Below are 21852 nucleotides of genomic sequence, written 5' to 3'. Positions count from 1 at the left end.
CTTGCCGGGGCACAAGGTGTATATTCCATGAAGCGATTGAAGTCGGTGTGAGAACGGGGGAAGGGGCTTGTCAGCTGAAAAAGGATGTGCCTGCAAAAAAGAAATTTTTGCAGGCAGGGTTGGGGTTTAAATTGAAAGTTTAAGTAAAATCAGGTTGTTAAAAATATGGTTTTGAGCTTGAACCTCGGTTTTCGACTTTTTGTAGGAGCATGAGAAAGGAAGTACGTAGGGACATGTCGAAATCTCATTTTTTTTTGAAAATGCCTTTCCCGTACCGTGTAGCGGTGTAGAGCTTTCCTCTCACAGAAGGGTGATGGTCGGTTATACCGTTTTTACTGAGTTCTAACCGAAGAAAAGCGGCTGGAAGCCGCTTCTACCCTGACATTCCATGGACTCAGAACAAAGTGGAAATGGTATTACAATCTGCTCTCCCCTTTTTTACGGAGGTCCAGAACGTGGTTGTCGTATTCCAGGAGCCCCTTGCCGTAGTTGTAATGGGTATTGATCTCGAGACCCAGGCTATTTTTTGTGCCCGATGTACCCGTATGATCCGGCGCGTCATTGGTTGTGGCCACCCTGGCGGCAGACGAGTGTGCTCTACACTCCGGTTTGTCGGTATGCTTCAGCCTTTCCGCAATTCTCTTTTTTTCCGGGCCGGATTGAACAGCATTGAGGGTTGCAATGACTCCATCGGCAAGGGGATCGAACATATTGATCGGCAGGGCAACAGCAAGCTCGCCTTTGTCATATTTACCGTAGCGCCGTGTACCGTTGCACATAAGTGATAGATTGATATCGTTTGTATGAAACACCTTTGATGTCATGTCGGAACACATGGCCTGGTTGGCGTAAAAGCTGAGATGTTGCGGCGGGCCGTATTTGTAGGTGTATGCCTGCATTATTCGCATGATTGTATGCGCGTAATCCACCATGATAACCAGATCGGCGTGCTCCATTTCTTCAAGAGGTCCGAGTTCGACGCCGCAAATATCCTGGTCAATGTACATCATTGCATCAGCAATGCTTTTCCCGATCGTCCGAGATTCAGCAAGTCCGCAATAGTCAAAGCTTCTGCCTTCGCGCATGGAAATATCCGGCTTCTCCAGGCCGAGGGCTGGACGGGCATAGTCGCAGGTTACGAGATCTTTATCGACTTTGAAATGCTTGCCGTCCAATGCCTGCCTGACATGATAGCAATACGGCCCCTTTTGTGCGGCAGACCTGGCTGTGCAGTTGTCATAGTCTTCCTGAAAGTCGAGAAAATGGACCCCGGCAATTTTGTGTTGCAGATCGAGTGCAGTGATCATTCTCCATACATTTATATTCTTCACGGATAACACCTCGGATGTGATGATTTTTGTCGTTCTTCTGAATTATATAATAGAACAAGCAGTATTGTATTGATGTGCCTGCAAAAGATAGATTTTTTCAGGCAGGTTTAACCAGAAAAGTTTACGCAAAATAATGATGTCAAGAAAATATGGTTTTGGTTTTGAACCTTTTATCCAACTTTTTGCAGGAGCATCCGCCTTCATAACGTGACAGTAGGATGCCGCACTGCAGAAGAAACTTTATTGTTACTTGGCTGAATCGTCTATCCACACATTCCAAAAAAAGGGCTGACCATAGGCCTTAAAGCCTTGTAGCCGTTCGTTCATGCCGTAGAGACGGACATCGTTGAAACTCTTGATATACGGGATTTCTTCCCAGAATTTTTCGTAAAATTCCTTGACGATTTCATAGCGTGCCTTCCGATCGGTCGCCACAGCCATTCTCTCGAATATTGCGTCCATTTCGCGGGATGCCGTGTCGTCCCAGCCGGTGATCCACCCGTTGGTACCTGTCCAGGGCTGGAAGTTCTGGGGGTCGGGGGTCATGTCGCTCCACCTGCTGATCCGGATATTCCATTTGCCGCTTCTCTGGTAATCATAGGCGGTTGCCTCGTCATAGAGGTCAACGGAGACTTTGACTCCAATGGCTTTAAGCTTGTTTTGCAGAACAAGGGCCGCGTTACTTTCGTACCTGTCTGATTTGTCGCCGACGATGCTCACTGTTTCCCCCGTATACCCGGATTCCCGTACCAGTTTTTTGGCCCTGGCCGTATCGTGGACATTGTAGATGTCTTTGCCGGCGTCAGGATCATGCCAGATATTGCCTTTTTTGAACCAGCTTCCGTCTTCAACGCTCCAGAATTTTTTGTCGCCGACCTGTGCCTGGGCCAGTTCTTCATCATCGATGACGCAGGCTACAGCCTGTCGCATGCGTTTGTCGTCAAAGGGCGGTTTTGCGCAATTGAGGGCGATAACGCTGATGGTACCGTCATTACAAATGACCGGCTTGATTCCCGGATAATCGGTGAGTGGGGTGTGCTGGTCTGTGGAAATCTCGTCTATGAAATCGTACTGGCCGCTTTGAAGCCCGGCCACGCGCACGCTTTCTTCCGGAACAAAGACCATGGTGATTGTGTCGAGATAGGGAATTCTCTCGCCGGTAAGGCCGGAAAGTTTTCCTTTGGCAGGTGTATAGTTGACATTTTTTGCCAGGAGCGCCTCTTGGCCGGGGATGTACTCTCCAATAGTGTACGGGCCGGTTCCGACATATTCAGTAATGATGTTGTCCCCGAATGTGTCGAGAATGTTTTTTTCCCGCACATACATCCTTTGGCCTGATACCTGGGAAGCCATGATGCTGAGAATGGGCGCATAGACTTGGTTCAAGGTAATCCTGATTTCATGATCGTTTATGATATCGACGCTTTTGACTTTATCTTTGACAATGTGGCCTGCCTGATTCATGCGCAGCCAGCGGTCAATAGAGGCTTTTACGTCCTCAGCGTTCATTTCGTGGCCGTCTGAAAATTTTACGTTTTTTCTGAGTTTGATATCATATATTTTCGAATCATCGGACAGCGTGCAGGATTCGGCAAGATACGGCTGGGGCTGACCGTTTCCGTCCGTTTCAAAGAGTCCTTCATACACGTGATTCATGACCTGCGTGGCTTCCCACTGTGTACCAAAATCCGTATCAAGATTGTCCGGGGCTTTTTGCAGGGCGATTGTAATTTCTCCACCGGCATGTGGTCCGCAGGTAACTGCAGGAGCTTGCTCTGCTGCCGTCTTTGATTCTTGGGGCTGTTCTGAATTGCTCGAGCAACCGGCAATAATGGAGGCTGCAAAGAGTAGAATCAGCAGCAGTGTGGATGTTCGTTGTTTCATGTATCCTCCTTGTTATCATGAGATATGAGTAAGCGGGCTACTAAAAAACTCGTTAGAAATACGAAGTTTTTGAAACGGATTTTGGTCTCCTTTCAAAAGAATCGAATTGTAGGGGCACCCGCAAGGGGCGCCCAATCTAGGCGATGTCTCAGAGATGGAGTTCCTCGCCTAAAGGGCACCCGCAAGGGGCGCCCCTACTTACCGTCGTCCAAAGTAAAGATTCGAAGGAACTCAATATTTCGAACTGGTTTTGGTTTAATCTGAAAACACCAAATGTGTTTGTCTTGGTATTGTATTGGTGTCCGAGTGTTTTTTTGCATCATGAAGAACATGCTGATGGAACCCGGACTCAGGATCATTTTGAATGTTTGTTCCTGCAAACGATTTTGCATTCTTAAGGGTGAGGGATGATGCAAATAACAGTTTGGTATAGCTGTGCTGCGGATTTTCAAATATTTCCTCCTGCGTGCCCTCCTCCACAATCCTGCCGTTGCACATCACGCCGATTCTGTCGCTCATATAGCGGACAACCGACAGATCATGCGAGATGAACAGGTACGAAAAACCATACTCCTGCTGAAGGTTTTTCAAAAGACACAGAATCTGGGCCTGGACGAGCAGATCCAGTGCCGAGACCGGCTCGTCACAGATGATCAGCTTGGGATGTGTGGCAATGGCTCTGGCAATACAGATCCTTTGCCGCTGTCCGCCTGAAAATTCATGGGGGTGTTTATCCAGATTCTCTTTCCCAAGGCCCACGCTCTTCAGCAATATCTCTGCTTCCGCCCGCACATTGGAAGGTTTTTCGGTCCTGATTGAAATAGCCTCTGCCAGAAGTGCGCTGATTTTCATTCGTGGATTCAGGGACCCGTATGGATTCTGAAAGACAATCTGGATAGCGTGTCGTTTTTTGCGGAGTTCCCGTTTTGTCAGCTCGCTGATGGGCTTGCCCTGGAAAAGGATTTGCCCCTTGTCGATATCCAGCAGCCGGATGATCATTCGGGCTGTTGTTGTTTTGCCGCACCCGGATTCACCCACAATGGAATAGGTTTCACCGCGCTGTATCTTGAAGGAAACACGGTCTACCGCTTTGATGACAGACTTTTTCGAAACAAAATGCTTCGAGATGTTTTTTATTTCGAGTAAAGGGGGGGGCTTTGTATGCGTATGCTGTTCGGTCATAGCGTATTGTTCATTCCGTATGATTTTCGCTTGATATTTTTAAAATTACATGCAGTTCCAACACCTGACTGTTCCTTTGCCATGTTTCTTTCGTCCCATGGGAGGGCGTTCTGCAAGGCATCTGGGTGTAGAGATAGTACATCGCGGGGCAAATTTGCACCCCATGATATTTTCGCCCGGCCGGGGGACACTGCCCCTGACAAGGGTCAGTGTGTCGGCACCGTCATAGAGTTCTTCAGCCGCGTTGATCAGTTTTTCCGTGTAGGGATGGGAAGCGTGTTCCAGGATGCCGTCTCTCGTGTCCTGCTCGACAATTTCTCCACCGTACATAACTGTTATGTTTTCGGATATGGAAGCAATGACGCCCATATCATGAGAAATGATGAGAAGGGCCATGTGGTTTGTGCGGATCAGTTTTTTGAGGATCTCCAGAATCTGTGCCTGTATGGTCACATCAAGGGCCGTTGTGGGCTCGTCAGCGATGAGAAGTTGGGGGTCACAGGAGATTGCCATGGCAATGACGACTCTTTGGCACATACCGCCCGAAAGTTCGTGGGGATATGATGCGAGTGTTGTTTCAGGATCTTTGATGCCCACGTCCTGCAGGAGCCTGATACAGCGCCCATGCATGTCTGTTTTGTTCATGTCGAGATGCAATCTGATGGGTGCGGTAAGTTGCTGTTCAATGGTGAAAACCGGGTTGAGAGACGTCATGGGTTCCTGAAAGATCATGCCGATTCCATTCCCGCACAGTTTTCGCAACCTGCTTTCCGGAAGCTCATTCAGGCAGATATTGTCCCAGTATATGTGTCCCTTATCGATATGTATGTTAGGTTCGTTCAGGTCCAGGATGCTCATTGCGGTAATGCTTTTTCCACACCCTGATTCCCCGATAATCCCCATGGTTCCGCCGCTGCGGACCGCGAGGGAAACGTCTCTGACAATTTCATGGGTGCATTTTTTGTCTGCTGCCGTCACGGACAGGTTCTCTATTCGCAAAAGGTCCTGCATCTTACTCTCTCTTCCCTTGCATGCACTCCGGGGGATTGCCGCGTTTTTTTTCGAACATTAGCGGGTGCGTCTGGCCTTGGGGTCCAGCATTTCTCTCAGCCCGTCGCCCAGAAGATCCAGGGACAGGACTATCCATGAAATCACCAGGCCCGGGAACGTGATGATCCAGGGAGCGGTACTGATATAGTTCCGGCCGTCGCTGACCATTCCACCCAGACTCGGCGTCGGGATTTGTATTCCGACCCCGAGGAAACTCAGGATGGATTCATTCAAAATGGCCATGGCAAAGGTGTAGGTGAGCTGGACGATCAGCGGCGAGGCGATATTCGGAAGTATATAGCGGAAGATGATGTAGGTATTTGATTTGCCGAGCACCACGGCTGACTCGACATATTCGGTCGCAAGAACTTCAGCCGTTGCATTGCGTACTACCCGGGCGATCATGGGAAAATACGAGATGGACAGGGCAATGATGATATTTCTCATGCCTGCCCCCAGAATTCCGGCAAGCACGATGGCGAGGATGATCGTGGGGAAGGCCATGATGCTGTCGACAACGCGCATGATCACTTTTGAGGTGACGGGGGAGTACGCGGCACAGACACCCGCAATGGTACCCGCAATCCCGCTTGCAAGGGTTACGGCAAAACCGATGATCAGGGACATGTTGATGCCGTAAATGACTCGCGTAAAAACATCCCGGCCCACATCGTCGGTCCCCATCCAGTGAACACTGCCCGGAGCCGTCAACCGTATGGCCGGCGCTGTAAGCAGGGGATCAAAGCCAGAGACGAGGGAACCGATGGTGCTGAACATGAACACGATGGCGATGAACGCGATTCCCGTAAGGATATACGCGTTTGTTTGTTCCCGTATTTCACGAAGGGTATGCATTATTCGATGTCATGTTTGATTTTGGGATTGACGTATGTGCACAGAATGTCAGTAAACATGTTTACCATGATGAAAATGACGGTGATGAATATGAGAGTTCCCTGGATAACTGGATAATCTCTGTTGAGTATCGAGGTGATGATAAGATTTCCCAGGCCGGGGATATTGAATATCTGTTCGATGACAACGGCCCCGGCAAGCATACTGGCAAAACTGTAGCCGATAACCACGATGATTGAGGGGAGAGCGTTTTTCAGCGCGTAATAATAGATGACCTTTCGTTCGCTGATGCCGGCTGCGCGAGCCGTTCGCAGGTAATCCTGACGCATTATCTCAAGGGTTGCGACCTTGGTCATACGGGTAATCTGGCCGCAATACATGATGCCCAGAATCAGCGCGGGAAGCAGGAGATCGTATAGCGCCTTCACGGGGCCATACCTGGCAATGGTATGGTAGCCCGCAACGGGAAAGAGGTGGATTTTGACCGCGAGAAGTTGGATCATGAGGATTGCGGTCCAGAAAGCAGGGACGGAAATGGAAACAAGGGCCGGCAGGGCGAGAAGGTTTTCAGCCATTTTTCCGTGGTGCCGAACGGAAAGGATGCCCAGTGGGATACCCATCACAACACTGATGAGGGTTCCGAGAATCCCCAGAAGAAATGTGGGCTCCACGCGTTGTACGATGAGTGCAAACGCGGGTTTTCCCTGGGAGATGGATGTTCCGAAATCACAATGGAGGAGATTGTTCAGCCAAACAGTGAATTGTATACCCAGCGGCTGGTCAAGGCCCAGGTTCTTCGTCATTGCGGCTACTTGTTCAGCAGGTGCCCGGTCCCCGAGCAGGGTTCTGACCGGATCGCCCGGCATGATGTGTATGACGAAAAAGGAGAAGACGATGACCATTACAATCAATGGCAACGAATGAGTCACGCGTTTTACAATGTATGTGCCCAAAATGAATCCGTTTTAATTAACCTTGGATAATTTGAAGCAACTAGATTTAGCATGGCCCGCAGGGGATAACAAATCAATTTTATTGGCAATAAACTGATTGAGTTATCGATAAAAACTATTGATGGGGATGGGATGCCGTAGAAAGGTGGCGGCAGGGAAGAGAAGGATTGAAGAGGATACGAAGGTTGGTGGTGGTAAACGTCGAGGATAGCATGGTGGTGGATGTCACAAGGGTGACGCAATGGGTCCAGCCCAGAATAAAGCGATTGGATGCCAGTGCGACCGGTTCGCTGCATATGTGGCGAGGTCAGATATCAGATACATTGCTGCACCCCAAGAATCACCAGGCCGTATCTTGTCAGTTTGCCGGCAAGGACCAGGGCTGCAAATTTTACAAATCCGATCTTGAACAGGCCACCCACCAGGCAGAGGGGATCGCCTATAATGGGGACCCAGGAAAAGAGGAGGGAGAAGGAACCGTATCTGGCGTAGATGCGTTCGGCCCGTTTTCTGGATGTTTCGTCCATGCGCAGGAGTTTTTCCATGCACCAGGTACCGCCCGCAACGCCGATTGCATAGGTGGTGCAGGCTCCGAGCACGTTGCCCGCTGTTGCCGAGGCCAGAAGGAGTGTCGGATCGAGCCCCTGGACCACAAGGGTTGCCAGCAGCCATTCCGAGCCCAGCGGGATGAGGGTTGCGGCCAGAAAGCTGAGTAAGAAAAGAGAGACATACCCGTTGGCCGTGATGGTTTCCATGATCATCTCAGGCCCAACCTGCTGTGGGATCCGTAGTCTTCAATATCCTGACAATCCTCCTGTATCCGGACCTGTCGGTTGGCGAGCGCATGAGCTGTCGCGCGGGTACGCTGTTAAACGTCCATGCAAAAATATCCATAACAACACTGCCAAAAATTTCGTAGAGGCGATGTAAAAATCGTCCGTTTTGCAGCCCTTCGGGAGGGGCTGCAAAAATAGTTTCTAGCACTCTGCATTTGTAACGGGTATTTTTGTGACTGGGGTTAAACTAAAAGCATTTTGGAATGTTGGGTTTTTATCGAACCTCTGATCCAAGCGACGCTCCGTAGGGGCACCCCTTGCGGGTGCCCCTTTGGCGAGTGGACCCACATCTGGAACGTTGTCTGGATTGGGCACCCGCAAGGGGTGCTCCTACGGTTTGGTTGCCTTGAAAGTACATCCACAATCCATTTTGAAAACTTCGTGTTTCAAAATGGCTCTGGTTTAAACAAAAGACTTCCGGAGCTCTTTAGTCAGGCCCATGTTCTCCAACGTGTTTGGGGGTGTTCAGCGGCCCTATTGTTCCCAGAGTGGAGTGGCTGATGGATGCAAACAGGTCATGACAGTACCGGCAGGTTGCGCAGTTTTTGGAGCAGGTGGTCACGGTTTCGAGAAAGGTGTCGGGGAAATCTTTGTTGGGCAAATGATAGTGCTCGGCCATCCAGTCGGTGGCGTCCAGCAGGGCGAGCAGGTTGCCGTCAAAGGATTTGTCCAAATAGGCGGATACGGTGCGGATGAGAAATTCCGGTCCCATGTTCCGGCCGCAGACCTTGATGATGTCCGCTGACGATGCGTAGCTGTCCTGGTCTTCGGGACGGATGAACGGAGATTTCAAGATGGCCTGGGGATGTCCCACAAAATAGGGGATGCAACCGCGTTCTCGGCTGAGGGTGTATATGTTTTCCCGGACCAACCCGGTATTTGCCAGAGACGTTTGGCTGTTGTGGGTCTGTTTGAACGGGCATTGGTACAGACACCCTTCATTGGCCAGCAGGGCCATGCTGGTTTGTGGGGCGTAGTTGTTCAGGGCTCGGACGGTCTGGTTCAGAGCCGCGGGGTTGCGGTTCAGGGATCTGTCGAGGATGAGCATTTCAGGCATCCGGAACCGGGTTGATCCTATGAGTTCCAGGAAACTCATCCCCTTGTCCGCGGTGTCGATCATGCAGTTGACGCTGGGGATGGCCTGCAGGGTCTGGGCAAGGCTCGGAGCCTCCCTGGAGAGGGTGGTTAGAAGATACATGTCGGCAAGGATGATCCCGTCCACCCCGGCATTGTCCACCCAAAATCCAAGGGCGTTGATCAGGGCTGTGAGCTCCTCCCCCTTGAAATAACGGACCGGATGCTGGAATCGCCCGTTGAGCAGAATGTGTTTTTTCTGCTGGGGAAAGGCGTTCAATCCCTCGATCATTATGGCCGGATCATTGTTGGCGGCCCTGAAGGTCCGAGCGTCGTAGGCGGGTATCCCGGGCAGGGCGAAGTGCAGCGAGTGGATACGCTGTTGGTTTTCCAGAAGCAGGTCCAGATAGACTGGATCGGGAATAAAGGGGATGTCGAGGCGCATGGATTCTGTGGGGTGGGAAAGGGTGATGGTTTGTGGAAGACAGGGGCATCGTTTGGTTTGTCCCTTATCTTTCCTCATCGTTTTTTGAAAAGCAAGCCCGGGTAGTTATGCTTTTATGCAATACTGGTGGACTTCGTTTATGATTACGATTGCCGCTAATCACGTCAGGATATTCCGGTCCAGTAAACCCCATTAATGGGAATGCAAAGGGACAGGTCGAAGCTCTCTTACACAACCCTTTGAGCATTTATTCGCCAAGATATCAGACCTATTGCCCACCAGATGGTCCCGGCACGTATCGGGATTTTTTGTTTTTACAGCAAGGGGGGTGCAAGGTACAGAGCGGGGGCCTGGGAGAAGGGGCGTGCGGCCCGTTCTCCCAGGGGAATATGGTTTGGGGGAGGCCGGAACATCGTTATCACTACATCCATTCGGATCTGCTCCCGGCGTCATTGATCGGCCAGGCACATCTCAGGGGCGAACCCAGATGACATGAACGGGATCGCTCACCCCTCGGGTGGCCAGGTAATGGATGTCCTCTCTGGGCCTCCAGTCATTGCGTACGCTGATGGTCCCTGCATCGCCCGAGAAACCGGCCTGGCGGGCCAGGTCGAGAACAAAGGCCGGACGTTCGAATTCGTGAAGATCGGTCCAGCCGGACACGGTCTTGGTGGGAAACCATCTGTCCGAAAGACCCACGAGAAGGATGCCGTCCTTGCCGAGGCTTTGGCGGACACTGGCCAGAACCGTGACCGGGTCGGTCAGGTATTCCATGGACAGATTGCAGACGGCGGCCTGAAAGGATCCCATGTCGTCCGGGAGCTCGGGACGCGCATTGAGGTCATGCACCATGTGGCGGGCGAGGGCTGGGTTGTGGCTCATTTCACGCTCATTCAATCCCAGCCCGGTGACCTCGAGTCCTTTGTCCAACGGCAGGTGGGAATGCACGCTGGACATGAGATCGAGTACGCGTGACCCCGGTTTCAGATACCTGGCGTGGATGGACTGCAGATTCCGGCTGGCCGTTGCATCCACATGGGGCACAAACCGGGGGGCGGCATAAAAGTCTCTATCGTCGGAGGGGTCATTGCGATCAAAGAATCCCCCGGCTATGGAGCTGGTGGTTCCATCCTCCATGGGAGCCTGCATGCCCGGGCCCCAATTGCATACGGCCTCGCCCCAGTGGGTTGCCTGGCCGCCCCTGTCCCCCCTTGTCTCTTCCAGGTGGGTGATGGTCGCTTCCCAGCGGACGGGAAAGCGTGCCAGCGGATGATTGCGGTCCACCAGAATGGATCGGTCGTCCATGTGGAGAAGACGAAACGGGGTGGTCGTCTGGGGATAGACTCCCGTGAGAGACGGGAGCAGGCCCAGGGGATAGAATCGCCCCACACACGGCGAGGGTACGCGTTTTCGGTTGAAGGATGAAACTGGAAGTTTTTTGATCTTTGTCTGGTCGAACGGCGGAACCGAACTGCCTGCCGGACACTGGCTGACTGCTGTTTCGCCGACGCGTTTGCCCTCAAGGTCCTCGCGCAGGCCGGGAGGAAAGAAGTCCCGCCATGCATTGACCCTGCGGGCCACAACATTTTCTTCGTGGGATGTTTGGCCGTCATGCCAGGTGAGCCGTACATCGAGCCTTGCCAGTGAGTTTTCTTTGAATGTGTTCACATATCCTTCTTCGCTCACTCTGAATTGAGTTCAAAGGGTTTGATTGGTTGTTCGCCTCTGGGCCGCGCTTGCCATGAAGTGATTTTTGTAAGATCCTGCAGGCCATTGTCAAGCAGGGACACGAGAGAGCAGGAACAGGTAGAGGCCTCTATCCTTGATGGCCAAACATACCCCGGGAAAAGACCATGCAAATCGCGGATTTCAAACTCGAACGCTATCTTTCCAGATACGAATTTTCAGCCCCCTATCGCTTGTGCACATCACCTTTCCGGGGGTATTGCAGGGCGATGTTGGGACAATGTGCGCGGATTTGGTGGAGAGAGCGGGCGTCTTCCTGCTAAATTTTGACCTGAATAGTTACGCGTAGGCAAAGACTGACGCAGACCCAAGGTCTGCTAACCTTCAAGGAGGAATAGTATGAGCGCATCTTCCGGCAGGCCGGCCGATACCTATTCGCCGCTGTATTTTTTGACTTCCCTGGGCGCGGGAGGTCTGGTGGTCACGTTTTTTATGTGGCTCATGCATTGGACGAAACATCCCGGCCATCCCGTTCCCGTGTTCGAGGACATCACGGCCTCCTTTGCCGCCGGGGAGAGTTGCCTCAGGCTTATGATCATTTTGGCACTGGCGGGGATCGCCGTGTACGCCTTTCTCAATCTCAAATATCTGGTCTGGAACCTGGTGCGATTCAACCGATTCCAGCGCACATCCGCCTATGAACAGATGGCTTCCTCCAATGCGCAGACCCAGGTGCTGGCCATGCCCCTGGCTCTGGCCATGAGTGTCAACGTCTTTTTCGTTCTCGGTATGGTCTTTGTGCCCGGGTTGTGGAGCGTGGTGGAATACCTTTTTCCCGTGGCCATAGTCGTCTTTCTGGCTATCGGGGTGTTGGCCTTCCGTATGTTTGGGACGTTCATGGGCCGGGTGATGAGTGTGGGGGGCTTTAGCTGCGCGAGCAACAATTCCTTTGCCCAGGCACTGCCGGCCTTTGCCCTGGCCATGATCGGGGTAGGGCTGGCGGCCCCGGCTGGATTGTCGGCCAGTCCGGTCGTAGCCGGCACCGGGTTGGTACTCTCGACCTTTTTCCTGGTCGCTGCCGCCTTGATCGCGGCCATCGCACTGGTTCTCGGTATCCGGTCGCTGGCCGAAAACGGGGCGAATGTGGAGACCGCGCCGACCCTTTCGGTGTTCATTCCGGTGTTGACCATTGTAAGCATCCTCTCGCTGCGCCAAAACCACGGCCTGAATGCTCATTTTGGTCTCGCCAGCGGGGGAGTCGAACGGTTGATGATGCTTTCGCAATATCTTTCGGCGCAAATCCTCTTTGCCCTGCTGACCGGACTGGTTCTCAGCCGTCTGGGGTATTTTTCCCGGTTCATCACCGGCCGCGAGGCCTCTCCGGGATCCTATGCCCTTGTTTGCCCGGGCGTTGCCCTGGCTGTGATGGTCCATTTCTGGCTCAACCGTGGGGTGGTCGACTCCGGGCTGATCGATAAGTTCTCCCCGGAATATTGGGCGATCACGTCCCTGGCCCTTGCGATCCAGTTCGCCACAGCCTTGCTGGTGTTCGTGTTGAACCGCAAGCATTTCAAAGGAGCGTAGGAGGGGCGCAGCAATGACCGGCATTCAATGGACCCGGGCCGCTCATGCATAAAATCGCAACGGTGTTTTATCCCCAAAAATCTTGTAAAGTTGCCCCGCCTTTTTTATACATTTACGCTATGGGAGCGTGTTATGGCGAAGAATTCGGGACGATGAGGACATCCATGGAGTAGAGCAAACCGGTGCCCCTTTTTTTACCCCCCGTCTACTCCATAATACCATCCAGCCAGTCGAGAATGCGTGCATTGGATATCTGCCTGTTCTTGGAGACCAACTCCATGGAAAACGCATGGGTTGCAGTGAGTTGCATGACGAATATGCATGCCGCGACGATGACCGACGCTCGAGCTGTATCCAAAACGATCCTCCTGTGCATAGCTGCTTGATCCTTGTCCGTTCATTGTATGTGTATTCGGATAGTCAGCTTTTTTGCTTGAAAATATCCTGCTTAGCGAAAAAAAATCCCGGCATATGCCGGGATTTTTTTGCTTTGTCTGGCGGGTGTAGCACATGGCCGGCACGGAATTCCCTGACCATGTTGGTCGGGTTGGGATCAAGATGGGGGGGGCACACCCCGGTTTGGTTCCGTGGCCATGGATGCCACGCAAAAAAAGCGTTTTTTCTCGTGGAGGGAACTAGTTGCCTATCCATTCCTTCAGGATTTCAGGATGTTCCTTGAAGAAGCGGTTGGCGTTTTCGTATGGGTCGGCGCCTTCTTCCTGATTCCAGGCCATGACCGTCTGCATCGTGTCGATGTCCCAGGACAGGCGGTCCAGTGCGGCTGCAGCCCGGGGATAGTCCTTTGCAAACCCGTTGCGGGCAATGGTCACGATCTCTTCTTCGTCACCAAGGACACCCTTGGGGTCCTCGAGATATTTGAGATCCCAGCGACCGAATTTCCAATGGGGGGACCACCCTGTCACGACGACCCATGCGTTTTGTCTGATCTTGTTGCCCAGAACCGCTGTCATGGCGGCCCCACTGCTCTGGACGAGTTCCATGTCGATGTCGTAGGCGTCCACTGCTTTCTCCGAGGCGAGCATCAGGCCGGAACTCGGGCCGATTCCTATTATTTTATTATCGAATTTTTCTTTGTTCGCATTGAGCTCCGTGATGGATTCCAGCGGTACGTAGGCCGGAACGACCCAGCCCAGACGGGCGCCCAGGGTATTGGGGCCGTAATTTTCCACCCCATCCTTGACCTCTTCATAGTATTGACCATGCGTGGTCGGAAGCCACATGGAGACCGACACATCGGAATCACCTGTTTCCAATGATTTCCACATAGTGGCTACGCCCAGCTCGATAATCTCGGTCTTGTATCCCATTTTGTCGAGCATTGCCTTGGCAACGTTGGTTGTTGTCAGCGCACATGCGTAGGGAGGGGTGACCAGTTTTATAGCCGATTGCTGGGCCCCACAGGGGAGTGTTCCCAGTGTGGAGCCGGCCAGAAGGATCGCTAGAATGAGAAGTCGTTTGAACATCAATTCTCTCCATGGTGATAAATGTGTGTACAACCCCCGGGATTGGCTATGCCGGGGGCGCTATCGGGAAGACGGACCGTAAAGATGGCCATTTGCCGTGCACCCTTCCCCCATCCGGCACAGCGAACGACCGCCCTGTCGGAAAGGGGAATTTCACGGGCACGGTTGCCGACCATCCGTCCGGACAAGAGTCACAGATGCTCTTGACGGTCACGCACCTTATCCACGCATGTTAAAGACCACAATCTTATCCCGCATGACTATTCATGGATGTGGTATAAAAACTTTTTATCATGCCGTGAAAACAATGCCTGGTCCGTGATCCATGCCCTTCGATATGGTGATAGCGCGTGCAAATGTTTGGAAGCGAGCGACAATAATCGATGTTTATTTTTTGTCAAATCCATAAAATTTTTGTTTATGCTGTATTTTTTTTGTCTTGTTATGATGTTGTTACTGTAATAATCTATGTATAATTTGCTATTGCATGCAATTTCGTGTTCTATCCCATTGGGCATCCTCTTGATGGGACCTTGGCGTGGACCTGTCTGGTCCGGTCCTTGTAAAGATACGGGGGGCCGTCAAGAAACGAAGGCAGTCCGTTGAGAGGCTGGAACAACTGCCTAGGGATTGCAGATGTGGAGAATATGCTGCAGAATGTATATACATCCTCGGCGTTGGTAACGGTTTTTTCATCCCCAATATTATCAGGAGGCAGTCATGGACCGATCAAAGGTCATCATCGCGATCTTTGTCATACTTTTTTTCTCGGTTACCCCTTTCTCGGGCAGTTTTGCCGGATCGAAAAAAAATGTCCGCAAGGTCATCGTCGACGGGGATATGGGGTGGGACGATACCCTGTCCATCCTCTATCTGCTCAAGAACCCGAATGTCGAGATCATCGGGGTGAGTGTTACCGGCTGCGGTGAGACCAATCTGCGCTGGGGGACGATCATCGCCAAGACACTCATGGAGCTGGGGGGCAGGGCCGGTGTGCCGGTATGCAAGGGGACCAGTACGCCCCTGCGGTTTGCGCATAGATTTCCCCAGCCGTTCCGTGATGACATGAACGATATCATGGGGCTTCTCGGTAGTCTCAATCCCAAGACAGAAATTGCGGTGGACCCCCGGCCGGCCTGGCAGTTCCTGGCCGAGACCCTGGATGCGGCCCGGGAAAAGATCACTATACTCTCCCTTGGCGGCTTCACCAATGTGGCCAAGATGCTCCAGCTCTATCCAAGGACGAAGGTCGAGAATATTGAAGGTATCTATGCTATGGCCGGTTCGGTCTTTGTGGACGGCAATGTGGCCGCCCTGAACAACGCCTCCCCGGATTGGGATCAGGGTCCTTTGTACAGCACCAACCATTATGCCGAGTGGAACATCTTTGTCGATCCCTTGGCGGCAAAAATGGTTTTCGATTCACGCATTCCCGTGACCCTCGTCCCCCTGGACGCCTGCAACTACGTCATGCTCAATCCCGATTATATCGATACCATCACGGCCAATGATCCCCTTGCCGGGCTCGTCAAAAATATTTTCAAGCACAAGACCGGTACCCATGACGAAGGAATCCCGGTCCCCATTTTCGATCCCCTCGCCACCATGGTCATGGCCGGTGGACTGGACACCTATCAGATGACCAGGGGATTTCTCGATGTTTCCCTCGGGGAGGACCCCAGGGACAACCAGTGCGGGCGTATTCTCACGGTCAAGGACGGCAGCCGGAAAATCAATGTTGTTCAAGGGGTTTCCGCATATCTGTTCCGGCAGAACTTTGCGGATGTTTTGAACCGCTGAGTTTGCGCACCATACGAACCCCGCTATTGATAGCCAGAAGGCCGGCAGATCGGAATACGATCTGCCGGCCTTCTGGGTCTGGGGTGGAGGCCAACGGGAGGTTGGATCAATAGCAGGAAGCGGGGCAAAAGAGTCTAGCCGTGCTCATCGATGTACCTCTGGTGGATTTTTGAGGAGATCGCGGATGGCGCAGGCCAGTGTGGAAAGTTCTATGGGTTTGTCCAGATAGAGATCGACCCCCAGATCCTTGGTCGATTTTCCGGAAAGGGTATCGCTGAAACCGCTGCAGAGTATAACCGGGGTTTGTGGATTGGTCTCCTTTATCCTCTGGGCCAGGGCCAAACCATCCATTCCGGGCATAGTCATGTCTGTGATGACCATATCGAATTTTTCAGGATCCGCAGTGAACATTTCTAGCGCCCCGCGAGGATCGGTTGCCACCTGGACCCGATATCCCAGCCTGGTAAGACGCTGGCGGCCCAGAGAGACCAGGTCCTCTTCGTCGTCCACAAAGAGGACCGTCGCGTTTCCGGTAGGGATTGGAAGACTGCTCGCTGATCCAGCGGTTCGGGGGTGACGATCGATTTCTGCTGCAACGGGCAGGTAGACCTCGAACGTGGTCCCATGACCTGACTCACTTGTGCAACGTATCGCTCCATTATGTGACTTGACGATTCCCTGGACTACAGAGAGCCCCAGTCCGGTACCTTTGTGGGAATCTTTGGTCGTAAAATAGGGGGCAAAGATCCGGTGCATGTTTTCCGGCGCAATGCCCTCTCCTGTGTCCGAAATACTCATGCGTACATAGTTTCCTGGAAGGAGTTCCGGGGCGATGGGGACGGGGGCTTTGAGGGGTAGCGTCTCCAGCTTGAGGCCGAGGGTTCCGGTCCCGCTCCCCATGGCATGGGCGGCATTGGTACACAGGTTGACCAGTACCTGGTGTATCTGGGTCGCGTCAGCCCGTACCCTGGGGAAGTCATTTTCCCGGGGTACGGCCACACTGAAATCGATTCCCTTTGGAATGGTCGAACGGAGCATCTTCAGCCCTTCCTTGACCACCGGCCGGATATCGAGGTCTTCCAACGCATTGTTTTTCTTTCTGGCAAAGGTCAGGAGTTGTTTGATTATGTCCCTGGCCCTCATGGCCCCCTTTTGGACCTGCTCAAGGTTGTTGTGTGCCGGGCTGTTTCCCTCGAGTTTGCTCTGGGCGAGCTCTGTATATCCCATGATGATGGTCAGGATGTTGTTGAAATCATGGGCAACCCCGCCGGTCATGGTCCCCAGCACCTCGCTCCGTTGGAGTTGGCGCATTTGTTCCTGCAGCTCCCGCTCGTGTTCCTCGGTCTGTTTGCGTAACGTGATGTCCCTGACAGCGGAGAACACGGTCCGCAATCCCCTGAGCGAAAACATATGGGAACTGACCTCGACCGGAAAACTGGAGCCGCTTTTGGTCCGGTGCTGTGACTCGAAGGTTGCGTGTCCCTTGGTGAGGAGTTCTTGCATGGTGTTTTGCATGTGGGATTGCTCTCTGTCGGCAAAATCCAGTGGGGACATTTGCAGCAGTTCTTCGCGCGTATACCCGGTTATGTTGACCGCCTGGTCGTTGACCGCGATGAAGGTGCCCGGGAGATTGTTGGGCCCGATGTGGTGGATGTAGAACCCGTCATTGGCATTGTTGAAGATGGTCCGGAGTTTTTCTTCGCTCTGGACGAGTGCCTGGGCCGTGGAGTTGTTGGCGGCCATGTTGTCGAGCCACCGGTCGACCTCTCTTTCTTTTGCCCGTTTGCGGAAATAGATTTCCGGCGGGATATAGTAGATGTTTGTCGTGTAGATCCGGTCATTGTACACGAGCATGGGGTGGGCCTGGATCGCCGCCTTGATGACCTCGGGGGGATAGAGGTCCTTGGCGTAGATGCACGTTGAAATATGTGGATAATGCGGGAAGAGTTCTTTGTTGATAATATTTTCGTAATGGATGAGTTTTTTGTACAACCCTGGTTTGGCCAGGGCGAAGGTTGCCTCGCCGATAACCCGCAACCGGTCGTACCCTTCCTCACAGGCCTTGTCGGTCAGATTTTGCCAGATTTTCAAGGTCTCGTCGGGATCGAATTCTTTGGTCTGGGAGTAGGAATCCTTGACGCTCAAAAGGATGAGCTGCCCCTTGGCGATGGACCGGTCCATGTCCACCCCGAGCTTGTCAAAGTCTGTCCGGATCTGATCGGGTGAGTACTGATCCGTGGCCATGATACACCGGTCGTTTTTTTCAAGGCCGTCGGAAATATACCGTGAAGCCAGTCGTCGATAGTGGTCCATGGAATCGTACAAAAGCATGACATGCTTGCGCCGGACCATTGTTTCGAGATTTTGTTGGGTGGGCATGGTGTCGTTTGCGGACATGCAGGACCCCTTGTGGAACATTGTGCTGGAGGGTGGGCGTTCGCTTGGGATGGATCGCGGCAGCTGGTTATGAAATTTTTTTGTAACTATTCGGGACGATAATTCGCCATGAGGGTGTCTCTTTTTCTGGGAACGGCGAGCGTCTGCCCGGCCTTTTGGGAAATGCCTAATGGGTATATCGTCATTGTGTTCGGTTATAGTATGTGCCCCTATTCCCTGCGGATTCGTCGACGCATTGCCGAGCAGACGCCCGGCGTTCCCGTGAGGAGCAATGCATGGTCGAGGCTTCATGGGCTGAATATCGTAACACTTTTCCAGCCCATGGTCGGTGGCCGTTGGAAACGCCTGGCTACCGGCTCCGTGGGACAGTCTGTACGGCTGTTTTACCTGTCGTTTCTATCCCTTGTCGGGGTAGAAAATGTGGGAGCCAATATATTCTGGCATTACCTATCATATATATTTGCATGGATCCAAAAATATTTCAATCAGGATTTTTATGGGTTCCGTGTCTTTTCCGGCCGGGGATAATCCGGGGGCGCGTGTGTTCTCTGCTCCAGATCCGATCAAAGAGGGAAGATCGTTGATCGTCGGCAGAGAGGTTTTTGGGGAGCCGGTACTTGCCATCAGAAGTGGATCTGTTCTAGTGCAGTGTATATTCTATTGATCAAGGTGATCGAGGGGGCAATCCGTTCGAACCGTCCTTTCAAGGACCGCGAAATCTCTTTGGAGGTCACCCAGAAAGGCCGTCCCAAACCCCTGAACCTTTCCTGGTCCGCCGTGCCCATACTCCACGGCAACAATCCGTATGTCCTCCTTTCTTCCATCGATCGGACCGGGCAGAGGCACATCCTGGAAAGTCTCAGGAAAAGCCGGTCCGGCAAGACCCTTGACCGACCCATTGTTTTTTAGCCTCCTGCGGCCCAAAAAAACGGGCGAATCGTGAACCGCCCCTACGAATCTATCCGGAATGATTGCATTTATGACTAGTTTTTACATCGAATCGCCATATTCTCCGTATTTTTTTTGAAATATCTATTGAATTATATTTGTGTTATTGTTATTGTTATTGTCATCGTAATAAATCAATAATATAAAAATAGGTTGTTTTTATGACAGATACATTGATGGATGCTTTTAGAAAAAAAGATATAATAGATTCTATTCCTGTTATTATTTCCGTTCATGATACGAATAGCAATATTGTATGGGCGAATAAAGCGTATCTGATTGCTGCAGGAAAAACAATGGATGAGATAAAAGGAAATAAATGTTATTCAATATGGAATCTTGATAGTCGATGCGCAGGTTGTCCTGTTTTACAGTCAATCAAGACAGGCATGAGTCATGAGGCCGAATTGACACCGCAGAATCAGAACAATTGGCCTACCACACAGGGATCCTGGTTATCAAAGGCTGTTCCACTCAAAGACGATAGTGGTAAAGTTATCGGTGCTATAGAAACAGCTTATGATATTAGTAAACGTATAAAAGCCGAAGAAGAATTGAAGCAAAGCGTAGAAAACTACCGTTTGATTATAGCAAACCAGAAGGAATTGGTTGTTAAAGTCGATATCAATGGACGTTTTTTATTTATGAGTCCTTCGTATTGCGAGATGTTTGGGAAAAAATCTGAAGAATTGTTGGAAAATAAATTTATGCCGCTTGTCCACGAAGAGAATCGTGGGGGTATTGAAGATGCGTTGGAGAGCCTTTTTCGTCCACCCTATACCACCACGGTCGAAAATTATTTTATGACAAAGGACGGTTGGCGGTGGCTCTCTTGGTCGGCTACAGCCGTTTTTGACGGCACCGGGAGGTTGGCGGAGGCAATCTGGGTTGGGCGTGATAGTACGCACCGCAAGCAGGAGGAAACCGAAAAAGAAAAGCTACGTACCCAACTGCAACAGGCCCAGAAAATGGAGTCTCTGGGCACCTTGGCAGGTGGCATCGCCCACGATTTCAACAATATTCTTTCCTGTATTATCGGTTTTGCCCAGCTTGCTTCCCGGCAGGTCCCGGAAACTTCTGCAGTCAGTAGGCATCTCAAGGAGATTTATCAGGCCGGAATCCGGGCCACGGACCTTGTTCGTCAGATCCTGACCTTCAGCCGTAAGGGTGAAACCAGCAAATCCCCCCTGATGATCGTCCCGGTGGTCAAGGAAAGCCTCAAGCTTTTGCGCTCCACACTGCCGACAAGCATCACTCTCAAGGAGGATATTCCCCCGAAGGTCGACATGATCATGTCGAATCCTACCCATATCCATCAGGTAATCATGAACCTGTGCACCAACGCGGCGTATTCTATGGAGCCCTCCGGGGGCGTGTTGAGTGTGAGCATCGGTCACAGAGAGCTTGAGCCGGTTTTTTCCCGCCGCTATGCCGATCTGAAACCTGGGCGCTATCTGGCTATCGAAATAAGCGATACTGGGTGCGGCATAGAACCTGGGATCCTTGATGAAATTTTTGATCCCTATTTTACGACCAAGGACGTGGGTGAGGGGACCGGGCTTGGTTTGGCCGTGGTTCTTGGGATCGTCAGGGACACCGGCGGGGATATCGCTGTTCATTCGACTGTTGGGGAGGGCTCGACGTTCACCCTGTTTTTCCCTGTAGCAGTAGAGGAAAACCAAGAGACGGCCCCCGAACGCCATGCATCGGTTCGGGGGGGTGATGAACATATTTTGGTCGTTGACGATGAGCCGGGACTCCTCAAAATGTACGCGAATGTTCTCGAAGACCTCGGGTATGCGGTCTCCACCAGAACGAACGGGTGGGACGCTCTAGAGACGTTCAAAAGGGATCCCGATGCCTTTGATCTGGTTTTGACGGACCTGACCATGCCGAAAATGTGCGGTGACCAACTCGCACAGAAGATTCTTCGGATCAAGCCCGGTATCCCGGTTATATTGAGTACCGGATTCAGCAAACAGATCGCCGAGCAAAAGACGCAGGAACTCGGAATCGGCGCGTTGCTGGTAAAGCCTGTTCTTCCGGGAACGCTTGCCCTGCGGATCCGCAAGGATCTCGACGCCTCGAAGGATGGGTGACATTTCAATGACCGAACATATCGACTGGAAGCCGCTTTGACCTCTCGGGCGGGGTGTCCATTGACGGGCGCACCATAACGTAAAAAAGGCAGTATTCCTTTGTGCCGCCATTCCCAAACCACACGCAAAGAAGCCGGTAGACATCCTGCCGGCTTCTTTGCGTGTGACGGTCCACATGGTCTGCGTCGACTAGTACACCGTACGGTTTAAAGCTTCAGATACATACGTTTCAGCTTAAAGGATT

At 52.1% G+C, this 21852-nt stretch carries 16 protein-coding genes; 4 read left to right on the top strand and 12 right to left on the bottom strand.

From position 1 onward, the window contains the following. Positions 1 to 416: 416 nt before the first annotated feature. From ACY692_RS09985 to ACY692_RS09945, 9 genes are all read right to left on the bottom strand, one after another. On the bottom strand, positions 417 to 1331 hold the full coding sequence (locus tag ACY692_RS09985) for a DUF169 domain-containing protein (protein ID WP_462325216.1): 915 nt from the start codon (positions 1329 to 1331) through the stop codon (positions 417 to 419). A 246-nt stretch (positions 1332 to 1577) separates the two neighbouring features. Then, positions 1578 to 3215, bottom strand: coding sequence for an ABC transporter substrate-binding protein (locus ACY692_RS09980; RefSeq protein WP_462325215.1), 1638 nt, complete (start codon positions 3213 to 3215; stop codon positions 1578 to 1580). Between the two features lie 255 nt (positions 3216 to 3470). Further along, on the bottom strand, positions 3471 to 4397 hold the full coding sequence (locus ACY692_RS09975; protein WP_462325214.1) for an ATP-binding cassette domain-containing protein: 927 nt from the start codon (positions 4395 to 4397) through the stop codon (positions 3471 to 3473). A gap of 45 nt (positions 4398 to 4442) precedes the next feature. Next, entirely contained in the window at positions 4443 to 5408 is a 966-nt protein-coding gene (locus tag ACY692_RS09970; protein WP_462325213.1) for an ABC transporter ATP-binding protein, read from the bottom strand. 57 nt (positions 5409 to 5465) lie between these two features. Next, positions 5466 to 6302 (bottom strand): ABC transporter permease, encoded by an 837-nt coding sequence (locus ACY692_RS09965; RefSeq protein WP_462325212.1) that lies wholly within the window; start codon positions 6300 to 6302, stop codon positions 5466 to 5468. After that, on the bottom strand, positions 6302 to 7255 hold the full coding sequence (locus ACY692_RS09960; RefSeq protein ID WP_462325211.1) for an ABC transporter permease: 954 nt from the start codon (positions 7253 to 7255) through the stop codon (positions 6302 to 6304). Before ACY692_RS09960 ends, ACY692_RS09965 begins: the two co-directional genes overlap by 1 nt. Positions 7256 to 7569: 314 nt before the next feature. Beyond that, the gene (locus tag ACY692_RS09955) at positions 7570 to 8010 is read right to left on the bottom strand and encodes a YqaA family protein (RefSeq protein WP_462325210.1); all 441 of its coding nucleotides are present in this window, start codon (positions 8008 to 8010) and stop codon (positions 7570 to 7572) included. Positions 8011 to 8518: 508 nt separating this feature from the next. Beyond that, positions 8519 to 9610: a hypothetical protein gene (locus ACY692_RS09950; RefSeq protein ID WP_462325209.1), complete on the bottom strand. Its 1092-nt coding sequence runs from the start codon at positions 9608 to 9610 to the stop codon at positions 8519 to 8521. A gap of 471 nt (positions 9611 to 10081) precedes the next feature. Next, the gene (locus ACY692_RS09945) at positions 10082 to 11278 is read right to left on the bottom strand and encodes a hypothetical protein (protein WP_462325208.1); all 1197 of its coding nucleotides are present in this window, start codon (positions 11276 to 11278) and stop codon (positions 10082 to 10084) included. Positions 11279 to 11695: 417 nt separating this feature from the next. Here ACY692_RS09945 and ACY692_RS09940 point away from each other — a divergent pair, with 417 nt between their 5' ends. Then, a complete protein-coding gene (locus tag ACY692_RS09940) occupies positions 11696 to 12880 on the top strand; it encodes a TsoY family (seleno)protein (RefSeq protein ID WP_462325207.1) in 1185 nt (394 codons plus the stop codon). A gap of 205 nt (positions 12881 to 13085) precedes the next feature. Here ACY692_RS09940 and ACY692_RS09935 read toward each other — a convergent pair whose 3' ends face one another. Together ACY692_RS09935 and ACY692_RS09930 are read right to left on the bottom strand one after the other, a co-directional pair. Next, positions 13086 to 13238: a hypothetical protein gene (locus tag ACY692_RS09935; protein ID WP_462325206.1), complete on the bottom strand. Its 153-nt coding sequence runs from the start codon at positions 13236 to 13238 to the stop codon at positions 13086 to 13088. A 277-nt stretch (positions 13239 to 13515) separates the two neighbouring features. Then, positions 13516 to 14364 carry a glycine betaine ABC transporter substrate-binding protein gene (locus ACY692_RS09930; RefSeq protein WP_462325205.1) on the bottom strand — a complete coding sequence of 283 codons (849 nt, stop codon included), beginning with the start codon at positions 14362 to 14364 and terminating at the stop codon, positions 13516 to 13518. Between the two features lie 720 nt (positions 14365 to 15084). On the opposite strand from ACY692_RS09930, the gene ACY692_RS09925 reads away from it, so the two are divergent. Continuing rightward, positions 15085 to 16164: a nucleoside hydrolase gene (locus tag ACY692_RS09925; protein ID WP_462325204.1), complete on the top strand. Its 1080-nt coding sequence runs from the start codon at positions 15085 to 15087 to the stop codon at positions 16162 to 16164. Positions 16165 to 16308: 144 nt separating this feature from the next. Here the strand turns inward: ACY692_RS09925 and ACY692_RS09920 are convergent, their stop codons facing one another. Next, positions 16309 to 18561 (bottom strand): MEDS domain-containing protein, encoded by a 2253-nt coding sequence (locus tag ACY692_RS09920; protein WP_462325203.1) that lies wholly within the window; start codon positions 18559 to 18561, stop codon positions 16309 to 16311. A 648-nt stretch (positions 18562 to 19209) separates the two neighbouring features. Here ACY692_RS09920 and ACY692_RS09915 point away from each other — a divergent pair. Continuing rightward, positions 19210 to 19470 (top strand): hypothetical protein, encoded by a 261-nt coding sequence (locus tag ACY692_RS09915; protein ID WP_462325202.1) that lies wholly within the window; start codon positions 19210 to 19212, stop codon positions 19468 to 19470. Positions 19471 to 19670: 200 nt separating this feature from the next. Beyond that, complete coding sequence (locus tag ACY692_RS09910) at positions 19671 to 21608, top strand: hybrid sensor histidine kinase/response regulator (RefSeq protein WP_462325201.1); 1938 nt, start codon at positions 19671 to 19673, stop codon at positions 21606 to 21608. Positions 21609 to 21852 lie beyond the last annotated feature (244 nt).

It is taken from the genome of Desulfoplanes sp. (assembly GCF_054921335.1).
This window is presented reverse-complemented; position numbering and strand designations above follow the sequence as displayed.